The sequence below is a fragment of the Enterococcus sp. AAFC-DPL-5146 genome (assembly GCF_058216635.1).
Genome location: NZ_CM177103.1, coordinates 632,005 through 643,287, shown reverse-complemented (window position 1 = coordinate 643,287; position 11,283 = coordinate 632,005). Strand labels below are relative to the sequence as shown.

The 11,283-nt window shown below is 30.0% G+C and carries 10 protein-coding genes; 1 reads left to right on the top strand and 9 read right to left on the bottom strand.

The features are described 5' to 3' along the window. The first annotated feature begins 28 nt into the window (after positions 1-28). Entirely contained in the window at positions 29-991 is a 963-nt protein-coding gene (nrdF, locus tag AC4BB2_RS02910; protein WP_490473953.1) for a class 1b ribonucleoside-diphosphate reductase subunit beta, read from the top strand. Positions 992-1,080: 89 nt separating this feature from the next. Here the strand turns inward: nrdF and AC4BB2_RS02905 are convergent, their stop codons facing one another. The 9 genes from AC4BB2_RS02905 to AC4BB2_RS02865 form a co-directional block, all read right to left on the bottom strand. Beyond that, positions 1,081-2,181: an AI-2E family transporter gene (locus tag AC4BB2_RS02905; protein ID WP_490473952.1), complete on the bottom strand. Its 1,101-nt coding sequence runs from the start codon at positions 2,179-2,181 to the stop codon at positions 1,081-1,083. A 153-nt stretch (positions 2,182-2,334) separates the two neighbouring features. Further along, entirely contained in the window at positions 2,335-3,039 is a 705-nt protein-coding gene (locus AC4BB2_RS02900) for an MgtC/SapB family protein (protein WP_490473951.1), read from the bottom strand. A gap of 107 nt (positions 3,040-3,146) precedes the next feature. Then, entirely contained in the window at positions 3,147-3,848 is a 702-nt protein-coding gene (gene nagB / locus AC4BB2_RS02895; RefSeq protein WP_490473950.1) for a glucosamine-6-phosphate deaminase, read from the bottom strand. Positions 3,849-3,978: 130 nt separating this feature from the next. Beyond that, on the bottom strand, positions 3,979-5,097 hold the full coding sequence (locus tag AC4BB2_RS02890; RefSeq protein ID WP_490473949.1) for an LCP family glycopolymer transferase: 1,119 nt from the start codon (positions 5,095-5,097) through the stop codon (positions 3,979-3,981). A 267-nt stretch (positions 5,098-5,364) separates the two neighbouring features. Then, positions 5,365-6,768 (bottom strand): MATE family efflux transporter, encoded by a 1,404-nt coding sequence (locus AC4BB2_RS02885; protein WP_490473948.1) that lies wholly within the window; start codon positions 6,766-6,768, stop codon positions 5,365-5,367. Then, positions 6,765-8,114, bottom strand: a complete 1,350-nt coding sequence (locus AC4BB2_RS02880) for an O-antigen polymerase (RefSeq protein ID WP_490473947.1) — start codon at positions 8,112-8,114, stop codon at positions 6,765-6,767. The genes AC4BB2_RS02885 and AC4BB2_RS02880 overlap by 4 nt, the downstream gene beginning before the upstream one ends. 11 nt (positions 8,115-8,125) lie before the next feature. Continuing rightward, positions 8,126-8,995: a glycosyltransferase gene (locus AC4BB2_RS02875; protein WP_490473946.1), complete on the bottom strand. Its 870-nt coding sequence runs from the start codon at positions 8,993-8,995 to the stop codon at positions 8,126-8,128. Positions 8,996-9,014: 19 nt separating this feature from the next. Further along, positions 9,015-10,229, bottom strand: a complete 1,215-nt coding sequence (locus AC4BB2_RS02870; protein WP_490473945.1) for a CDP-glycerol glycerophosphotransferase family protein — start codon at positions 10,227-10,229, stop codon at positions 9,015-9,017. Positions 10,230-10,232: 3 nt separating this feature from the next. Continuing rightward, a complete protein-coding gene (locus tag AC4BB2_RS02865; RefSeq protein WP_490473944.1) occupies positions 10,233-11,282 on the bottom strand; it encodes an NAD-dependent epimerase/dehydratase family protein in 1,050 nt (349 codons plus the stop codon). Position 11,283: the final 1 nt, after the last annotated feature.

Here is an 11,283-nt window from a genome sequence, read left to right as displayed (position 1 = left end):
AACGTAAAGGTAATGAGGAGGAAAATACATGGCAACTTATTATGAAGCAATCAATTGGAACGCAATTGAAGATGTAATCGATAAATCAACTTGGGAAAAACTAACTGAACAATTTTGGTTAGATACTCGTATCCCTTTATCTAATGATTTAGATGACTGGAGAACTCTATCAGACTTGGAAAAAACAACTGTAGGTTATGTTTTTGGCGGATTGACATTATTGGATACTGTTCAATCTGAAAGTGGTATGGAACAGTTAAGAAATGACGTTCGGACACCACATGAAGAAGCCGTTTTAAATAATATTCAATTTATGGAATCTGTTCACGCGAAAAGTTATTCTTCAATCTTTAGTACATTGAATACTAAAAAAGAGATCGATGAAATTTTTGAATGGACGAATACAAATGTTTATCTACAAAGAAAAGCCGAAAAAATCAATGAAATCTATAAAAATGGTACACCATTAGAAAAGAAAGTCGCTAGCGTTTTCTTAGAAACATTCTTATTCTACTCTGGTTTTTATACTCCTCTTTACTATTTAGGGAATAACAAACTAGCCAACGTTGCTGAAATCATTAAATTAATCATTCGTGATGAATCTGTTCATGGCACCTATATCGGCTACAAATTCCAATTAGGCTTTAATGAACTATCTGAAGAAGAGCAAAATGAAATGAAAGACTGGATGTATAATCTTCTTTATGAGTTATACGAAAATGAAGAACGTTACACCGAAGAATTATATGATGAATTAGGTTGGACAGAAGAAGTGAAAACATTCTTACGTTACAATGCCAACAAGGCTTTGATGAATCTAGGTATGGATCCATTATTTGCTGATACAGCAAATGACGTTAATCCAATCGTTATGAATGGTATCTCTACTGGTACAAGTAATCATGATTTCTTCTCTCAAGTTGGTAATGGTTACTTATTAGGAACTGTTGAGGCAATGAAAGATGACGATTATTTGATTGGTATGGAGTAATCACCTCAATTGGAAAACAAAAAGCAGCAATGAATTTGATAATTACATCAAATTCATTGCTGCTTTTTGAATAAACAGAAACTTTTTTACTAAATTATCGTTTTATCTTCTTTACGTATTATATACATTTTACGAATGTTCACAACCAAAGTTTTTATCACTGCATAGACAGGAATACAGATCAGCATACCGATAATCCCCCCAACGCTACCTGCAGCAATCAATACTAAGATAATCGTTAGTGGATGAATGTTTAAAGATTTTCCCATTAATAAAGGTTTGATCAAATTACCATCCAATTGTTGAATAACTAAAATAGATATTGCCATATAAAGTGCCTGCCATGGCGAAATAAATAGTCCAACTAAAACTGCTGGGACTGCACCAATGAAAGGACCAACATAAGGAATAATATTCGTCAAACCACAAAAGACAGCTAACAATAAACCATAGGGTTGTTTAAAAATAGTCATAGCTATAAAACTTAATATACCAATAATTAACGCATCTAACACTGTACTACTAATGTACGCTGATAAGGTTTGATTCATTTCTTTGACCGTTTGACGTAACTCGCCGCGAATACTCTTTGGAAAAAAATGAGACAGTGCATCTAAAAATTTGTGTCCATCTTTAAACATGAAAAATAAGATAAACGGCACTGTGAAAAGTAAAATAAAGAATCTCATCAAAACACCCATAATTTTGGAAAGACTGCTAGTTACACCCACAATCGCGAAATTCAAGATATTGCTAATTGTAAGGTTCATTTTGTCTAATTGTTCCTGAATATTAAAACCCTTCAATTCTTCTAAATTACCTAAATCTTTCAACCATTGATTCATTTCTTCCGCATAACTAGGAAGCGATTGACTTAACTCCAAGGACTGATTCACCAATTGTGGAACGACATTCATAGCTACCAACGCAATTAAAACAATCAAGCAGGCAAAAGAAAGTAAAAAACCCGCAATTCTAGGTAAACCACGTTTTTCCAGAAAAACTACGATTGGATCAAACATATAGTATAAAAAGCCCGCAATCAATAACGGCATAAAAACAGCTGACACCATTCCTAAGATTGGGCTAAAGATATTAGGCATCTTTAATAAAAAGAAGACACCGATAATCGTCAATACAATTTCTACTGTCCAAAATAACAATTTTGATTGTTTAAATAAAGATCCCATGCAAAACCTCCAATATATGATACTTTCATTCTACCATTCTTTTTTAGTATAAAAAAATGATTTTTTCAACTAAGCTGTTATTTTATGAACGAGTTTATATTAGCGTTTAGCGGCTATTTTAATAAGCTACTTCTTGTTAATATCATAACTGGTTTAAATACTAACTAAGCGTAGTTTAGTAATATTTTTGTAAATCGATAAATCTTCTATCACTTCAGCATAAGTCATTCCTCTAGGCAAATCAATGGTATAAATATTCGTATAAATTTGTGTATCATCAACTAGTATTACATTAAAGTTTACGTCCTCAATTTCTATTTTATGTTCTTCAAAATACTGATTGATAAACTCTTTTGTTTCTTGCTTGTGTATGTAGCGAATTTCTAATTTCTTTGTTGTCGGTACATGAATAACTTTTCTCACTACCGTTAGAGCAACGAAAACACCAATGAAACTAGTGATGGCAATTGCATAATACCCCATACCAATCGCAATTCCTAATCCTGCGACAGCCCATAATGAAGCAGCAGTCGTCAATCCTGTTACTGATTGCTTCGTTACAATGATCGTACCTGCACCTAAAAATCCTATCCCACTGACTACTTGAGCAATCAAACGTGCTTGATCAGATCGAATCACACCAGTTAATTCTGGATGATTTATCGCATCCCGCAAAGCGTTAGCAGCTATTTCAACCTGGATCAAAGCGATAATTGTAGCCCCCATACAAACAAGAATATGTGTCCGCATACCGGCTGGGCGATTTTTATATTGCCGTTCAAAACCGATTACTCCACCAATCAGCATTGCCAAGCACAAGCGTACAATAATCTCAGGAATTGTTAAATCTATATTCATTCTACTCTCTCCTCCTGTTACTTTTCTATTTTATTATAGCACTAATTAAGAATGACGGAGACAATATAAAAAAACCCATCTTTAAAAAGACAGGTTCATGACAATTCTTATAATTTACTTGCTGCTGCTTCATCAAGGATAACAACAACATCTGAATGATTTTGTAAAGCACTCGCTGGTAACTCAACAGAAACAGGTCCATTGATCATTCCTTTGATCGCATCTGCTTTTGCTTCACCATAAGCCATTAAAATCATTTTTTTACCTTTCATGATTGAACCAATCCCCATAGAAACAGCTCTTGTTGGTACATCTTCTACTTTTTCAAAATTACGTTTGTTAGCGTTTATTGTAGATTCTGTTAATTCAACTACATGAGTTAGGCTATCTAAAGGAGTACCTGGCTCATTAAAACCAATATGTCCATTTTGCCCAATACCTAGAATTTGAATATCAATTGGGTTGCTGTCGATAATGCTTTCATAGTGCTTACATTCAGCAGCTAAATCTTCTGCTTTTCCATTTGGCACATATGTGTTTTTGAATGGTTTTTTATTGAATAATTGATCGTTCATAAAATAACGGTAACTTTGGTCATCATTGCCACCTAAACCAACATATTCATCCAAGTTTACTGACGTCATATCTGTAAAATCTAAATCACTTGCAGTCATTTCTTTATATAATGTTTCTGGTGTGCTTCCTGTAGCAAGACCTAAAACTTTTGCTCCATTATTCATACCTTCTTTAATCAATTCAAATGCTTTTTTTCCGCCTTCTTCAGCGTTTGCTACTTTAATAATTTCCATTAAAAATTGCTCCCTTATGTCTAGATTTGGTATAGTCCAATTATAACACCCTATAAAACAGATTTCTAGTCTAAACTGAGCAGAAACTAAAAAAACTTCTATTCTCATCATCAAGAATAGAAGTCCATATTTAATAGCCGTTAGTTTGATAGGGACTTTCGTCCGCTACCGCATTTTGATTGTTGTAAGCAGAACCATTAGTATTTGTGTTAGGATCAGCATAAGCATTTTGATCGTAACCATAGCTAGTAGTATCGCCAGAAGTTCCACCATTACCAACATAGTTGTTATAGTTACTATTATCTTTTGCCTGCATCTCTTCATTCTTAGCAAGGCCTAATTGAGCACGTAACTCGGTTTGTACTTCATATAATTTCGTTGGATCCACTAGCTGATAATAGATACTATTGATTTCTGTACCTTCACCATCTAATTGTAATGAATCAATATCTTTAAAAGCAGGCATATATTTCTTTTGAATGTCTACCATATTATCCCAAGTCAAATCTGTTTTAACATTATCTTTTACAGCATCTAAAATTTTTCTATATTTTGTCACACCATCTAAACTGATGACTTTATTGACGATTTTTTCAACAACTTCTCTTTGACGACGTTGACGACCGATATCGCCTTCTGGATCTTCCTTACGCATACGAGCGTATGCTAGTCCAGTTTCACCATTCAATTTAGTTTTCCCAGCAGGAACAACAATACCATCTAGTGTGAACTCACCTAGAGTATTATTAACTTCGATTCCTCCAACAGCATCAATTAAATCTTTCATGCCCTTCATATTGATGGATACATAATTATCTATTGGAATATCTAACAACTCCGAGACTGTATCGATGGCCATCTTAGCCCCACCAAATGCGTATGCATGATTTAACTTATCTTCTGTACCATTTCCAACAATCTCTGTCAGAATATCTCTATCCAAACTGATCATTGTAGATTTTTTTTCTTTAGGATTAACAGTAACAACCATCGTTGTATCAGATCGTCCTTGTTCCGTACGACCTAAATCTCCAGTATCAATTCCCATCAATAAAACAGAAAAGGGCTCTTGAGCGTCGATATTCACCACTTGGTCTCTTCTTTTAGATGTCCGATCAATAGATTCATATACTCCTTTAACTGTGTATGATGCATCAGAGTACATTTTAATTCCATATGCACAAAAACCTGCAACCGAAACAAGAACTAATCCTAACCCGGTCAGTATTGCTTTTTTCCATAGTTTCATAAGACACTTCCTCATTTTTTGCAAGAATAATTCATGATGTCTATTTTCTCATAGTTTGAAACGTGTCGCAACATATTTGAGGAATTGGAATGATATCTTAATGTATTTGTAAAATAATAGTGGATAAATAAAGATGATTGTAATTGATTCCAATAAATTTTAATAGCTAGTTAAGCTAAACTATCTTAAACTATTTTTTTTGCTCACATTATTTAAATAGCACACTCTCACTCTTTCTTTATCATTTTATATATATTCAAATTAACTTTATTTAACTTTTTTAGCAATAAAACGAAAAGTTGAGTTTATATCCTGACTTTTCAAAACGAAGTAGGTTAACAACACCAGACCATAAAATAAAACAGACAGAACAGATTCAACATGCCAATTTATTATCATAAAAGAAATAGTTACAGCTATCTCCAAAAACGTATCCTTGCCTATGTCAATATTTAAATAATCACATAATTTCTTTTCAGCAATAATTGATCTACATGCTAGAGAAGCTACTATTGACAAAACTGCTAAATTTGGACTGGAAATAATGAAAATTGTTATATACCCCAAGACTAGACTTATAACTAAGGATAAAAGATTTGATATTAAAATAATGCTTTCCTTTCTAATTACCTTTAAATATGTATTTATCAACATAGCTGTTTTACTATTAAAGACTATTATAGGAAACATTAATGACATGTAATGTAAGCTTTCAGAATATGCTGGTAACCAAATAGATAAAATATACTTAGCTGGATAATAAAAAAGCATTGACGTAAAAACACTTAACATAAGTATATCTCTCATTTTTCTATAAAAAAAACTCAAATCCTCTTCTTGTACTTTTTTTAATACTGGAAATACAACCATAGATACTGCATTAACAAAAACCATCATTAAATTTGATAATGTAAGAGCCAATGATATTTTCCCGAAAAAAACTATTCCCCATTTTGCTTCCATCATAAATCTAATCATTCCAGTAATAAATATTCCTGCTATTCCACCAAAGGTTACTTTATAGCCAATTAAAATATTTTCTTTAATTTCAATAAGGTTGACAGATAATTTATACGATCCTGATACTAATATTTTTTTATTTTGCAATATTGCATATATCAAACTGATACTTCTGGAAAGTAAGTCTGCTATTATAAGTCCTTTGTAAGAACCCTCTTTACTAAATAAAAATATCATAACAAATACTAGATAAAGTATCCTATCTAGTATTATGATGGTAGCATACTGTTTTATTTGATTAGTCGCTAACAGTATAAATTGGATAAATATATTGGAATTATACAATAACAAACAAATACTTGCAGCTAATAAAACCATCATTTTATCCTTATTTTCACAAGTAACAATAAATAGAATACACGAAAAAACAGATACAATGAACTCTGCCAACACAAATATTCTAAATTGACCTGAAAATAATTTAGAATCTAACGAATCATAACTTTTACCACCTAATTTTAAATACATCCCATCTACCCAACCAAGATGGAATATCCCTAAAAAAGTAATACATAGAATATATAATTGAAAGTAGCCGTATGATTCTATCCCAATTAATTTAGGCACTATTAATGTTACCAACATGGAAATTAAAGTAGAAATTATATTTGAGAAAAAGGTATATGAAAAATTCATCAATATTCGATTCAAAAATTTTTACCTCTCGCTTCATAGAAATCTATTTTGTAAGAAGAAAAACAAACTTCTTTTCCTATAATAAAATAATATAACACTGCCAAATAAATTGACTGGTATAAAGTTGACAGACTAAAAATATTGCTTATAAATTGCTCATCCAAGGAAATTTCTACAACTGGATAAAATATACTACACAGTAATATTATATAAAATCCGCTAACTTTTTTTCGTTTAATTTTTTCAATCCAAAAACTATAGAAAAAACCTTGACAAACGAGGATGAAATAAAGTCCCATATAATTAAAATCTTGGATATATCGTCGAAAACTAGTATAAATATTAGTTCTATTCCCATTAAAATATATAAATTCCAACGGTGTATTATATTCGGGTATAGAAACCAAATTAACTTTCCTTAAAATTTTGTATATATTATATAATGTCTCTTTTCCAAAAAATTCGTTATTACTAGGGGGAGAATCCAGATATTGATTTAATCCTACAATTGAACTACCTATATAAATCGAAATATCGTCCCACAATTCTCTAGAATCTGTTTTTGCAGTTAAGAAACCTAATAAGCGAAATATTAATAAGAAAAGCATTATACCTGTGATACCATAAAAAACTATTTTCCAGTCTAGCCTATTACTCCAAGAATTATTCTTTTTCCATAATATAAAAACAAGCATCAATCCATATGTCATCAACCTAATAAAATCTATTCTAGCTGTTGATATTGAAATTTGGATAATATATATCACAATAGGCAAGAATGTTGAAAAACTCACAAGATTAAAATAAAGTTTATTATAGCATAATACAAAAATATAAATATATGCTGTACATTTAGATATTAATAATGAATGTGATAAAATAAATGGCATGTCTATATTATATTTAGTATTAATAACAGCAAATCTAGCATATTTAAACATATCATTATATCCACCAGTATTTCCAGCAACCAGAGAAATCTGATAAATATATTTGAAGTAGTACACTAACGTTAAAAACATTAATAGACTAAAAAACAATGAGACTGACTTACGAATATGTATAGCTTTAAATTTAGTTGATTCAATTGTTTTTAAACTGGGATTATTTAACAATTTATACATACTCTTTGCTAAAATATCCCCCAGTCCCCAAAATATAAAGGCAATAAAAACAACAATTATGGTAATAGGTACTATTTCAATATTCCATTTATCTATATTCAATAAATATATTACTAAAGAAAAACAAAACATACCTATCCCAATTATCCAAGCAGAAACAACATCTTTGTTATTAAGTAGGTATGCCACAACTCCTAAAAAACTCAACATAATTATTAATAAAATTAAGTAGTACAAAGCAAAACCTCCTAAATTTTGGCCATTATTCCATCTTTTATCCCATTAATAATTGCTAGAAACTGAGACAATTTATTTTTTTCAAATAATAATTTTTTTAATTCCCAAACCAATATACTTCTAATTTCATGTTTAACTTTAATACTTTTTTTATATTTCCTTATGAAATAAACTGAGTTCCTAACAAAATAATAATTTCTACTAACACTATGATTGAATGTTATTGCCCATCTATTTAAAGTTAAGAATTTACTTTCGGAAAAGATTTTACCCACAAATGAACTTTCTTTAACATCACCTAAATTTTGTATCATGTAGACTTCATTGACCCGTAGAATTTTTTTATTTAAAAGCAATATCTTCTGACACATATCATAATCAACATAATCAATAAACATCCACTCATCATATTTGCCTGCTAATTCCCACAAAGAAGTTTTTAACAACATTCCCGAGGTTGGACATCTATCAACCATGTCAACTAAATTATTTGAACGTGTCTCATAAATAATGTGTTGTTCCGTTGATTTTCTAATAACTTTTAGGGTTAAGATTCCTAGTGATTCATCATTCAAATATTCAGAATATTTTTCTATAACGTTTTTACCCAGTAATGTATCCTGATCCATAGATAATACCCAATCATATTTCTCGTCGAGTGCTCGTTGCATGATAATATTTAGAGCTTTTGCTATACCAACATTTTTTGTAGATGATATAATTTCAAGATTATCATCAATCTCTTTTATAAATTGAATGTTTGAACTTCCATTATCAAAAATATATATTTTTTCCACTTGCTTTGTTATTAACTCAATATTTTTTTTTAGCAGTTTTATTTCTGGATTGTAAGTTACAATCCCCGCACATATTTTTTCCATATAGCTCCTTTTAGTAATTTCACAAATTCAAGATTTCCAAATAATTCCGTCCGCAATTTTCATCATCACAATATTCAAAAAAATCATTTATACGGATATCATATTTCTCTTCAAGTTCAAAATTTTTATTATACATTTCTTTTATTATATTTATTAATTTTTCTTCTGTTTCAATAACAGGACCAAAACCGTCCTCTTCATAGGTGAAGTATTCACTTTCAGCATATTGTTTTTTTTCGAATTCATCTTTATCAAACTGATAATAAATCATTGGTTTCTTCATATAACAAAAATCATATGTCACGCTAGAATAATCAGTGATTAATAAATCAGATTCTTTTAACAAATCTTGCACAAAATAACTTTCCTTAGAAGCAATCAATAATCTACTACTACTAGAATAAAAATATTCACTGTATACTTGTGCATAGCTATGCAAATAAAAAATAAACTCAATATCATTTTCTTCAAGAAACTCAAGCAATGATTTATTATTTAATAGACTGAAAAAACACTTATAATATTTTGAATCCAAAAACTTTTTGGTTATTTCTTCTTTTTTTTTATCATCTTTTTCTAATCTAAAATCTAACCAATTCCTCCATGTAGGCATAATTAAAATCTTTTTTTTATTTGTTTTGATATTCTTTAAACTATCATATCGACAAAACCCTACTACTTTAATCTTTTCACTTGATTGAAAATTTTCTTGGATTAAAATTTCCTTTTCTTTTTCAGACATTGATATGATCATATCATAGTTTGTATTTTCAGCATCTACTATTGAAGAATAGCCTCTAGCAAAACCATGATTCAAAAATACATTTTTAAAATCATGGATATTCCACTGTACTAAATCTTCACAAATTCTACCATATGGAAACCCATAATATTTGGTTGTTCCTATAAATTTTGAACATCCCCAAAAAAGAATATAGTGTTTTATTCCTCCAAACTTAATATAGTTTCCTAGATTTTTGATTTTGCTAAAGTCACTACAATCATAGTTTATTGGATAAAAAACTTTTTTATCTGGATATTCCTCTCTTATATACTTAAACAGCCAGTAACCATTATCTCTTGCATCATTCTCATATTCTGAAATCACCCAAACATCAGGATTAATAAGCCTATACAGTTTACCTGGTATATAAGTCAAAATAAGCTTACTTAATGGAAAAATATCTCTTCTCTTAACTTTTAAGATTTGCTGAATCAATTTTTTGAAATTCACAATCTATTCCATCCTCTCAGCCATACTACAAATCAATTTTTCAAAGGATTCTTGTAATGAAACTTTTGGCTCCCATCCCAAGTTAAGCATTTTTTCTATATCTAATTTAATTTTGCTATCTTCTGCATATTTTGAATTTTGTTCTTTTGATATCTGAAATTTCAAGGTTATCTGGTCTCGAGCTATTTCTCTGCATACCATACTTGCAACATTTCTTATTATATCAGTTGAATCTGGATTAGATACATTATAAATATTTGGACTTTTTCCAGACTTAAAAAGCAATAATAATGCTGCAACTACATCTCTTGAATTACAATAATTAGCTATTGAATTCCCTTCTGTATTTAAAATAATATCTTCTTTATTTATTACACTTTTTGCTACTTGAGAAAAGAAACGACTATCATTTAAATCTATACCTGAACCAAACGTTTGAGCAAGCCTTGCAATCATAATTTCTAGTCCAAACTCTTTAAAATAAGATAAACAAAGTAATTCACAAGCTCTTTTTCCTTCAGGATATACATTGCGAATATTAGTTAAATCTAGGTACCCAAGATCCTTTTCATTAACAACGGTATAATTCTCGAATTTACCATAAACTTCCATAGAAGATAAATATATTGTTTTAGACTCTTTATTCTTACTCGCTAATGCTAATAAATTTTTGGTACCATCTATCATATCGAAGAGTGTTTTAGTAGGATTTTCAACTATAGATGACGATTTTGTATTGGCTGCGGCATGGAGAAAATAATCTATTTTTTGATTACATCTTACTGGTTCAACAATATCTTGAAAAATCCCTTCAATGCCTAAGCCTTCATACTGTTTATATAAGTTCTCAAATTTTTTTTGATTTCTAGCTAAACCAATTATTTTACACTTTGTACCCAAATATTTATTCATATAAATAATAGTCATTGCAAATTGGTATCCTACCAATCCTGTAATACCTGAAATAAAAAAAGTTTTTTCAGAAAAAAATTCTAGCTCCTTACTCGAAGTAGATATTGAATCAACTAAATCTTGGTGAAATATTGAATCCATT

Excerpts from the sequence above, each read along its gene's own strand:
- nrdF (WP_490473953.1), top strand. The coding sequence starts at position 29 with ATGGCAACTTATTATGAAGCAATCAATTGGAACGCAATTGAAGATGTA.
- AC4BB2_RS02905 (WP_490473952.1), bottom strand. The coding sequence starts at position 2,181 with ATGGGATCTTTATTTAAACAATCAAAATTGTTATTTTGGACAGTAGAA.
- AC4BB2_RS02900 (WP_490473951.1), bottom strand. The coding sequence starts at position 3,039 with ATGAATATAGATTTAACAATTCCTGAGATTATTGTACGCTTGTGCTTG.
- nagB (WP_490473950.1), bottom strand. The coding sequence starts at position 3,848 with ATGGAAATTATTAAAGTAGCAAACGCTGAAGAAGGCGGAAAAAAAGCA.
- AC4BB2_RS02890 (WP_490473949.1), bottom strand. The coding sequence starts at position 5,097 with ATGAAACTATGGAAAAAAGCAATACTGACCGGGTTAGGATTAGTTCTT.
- AC4BB2_RS02875 (WP_490473946.1), bottom strand. The coding sequence starts at position 8,995 with ATGGAAAAAATATGTGCGGGGATTGTAACTTACAATCCAGAAATAAAA.
- AC4BB2_RS02865 (WP_490473944.1), bottom strand. The coding sequence starts at position 11,282 with ATGGATTCAATATTTCACCAAGATTTAGTTGATTCAATATCTACTTCG.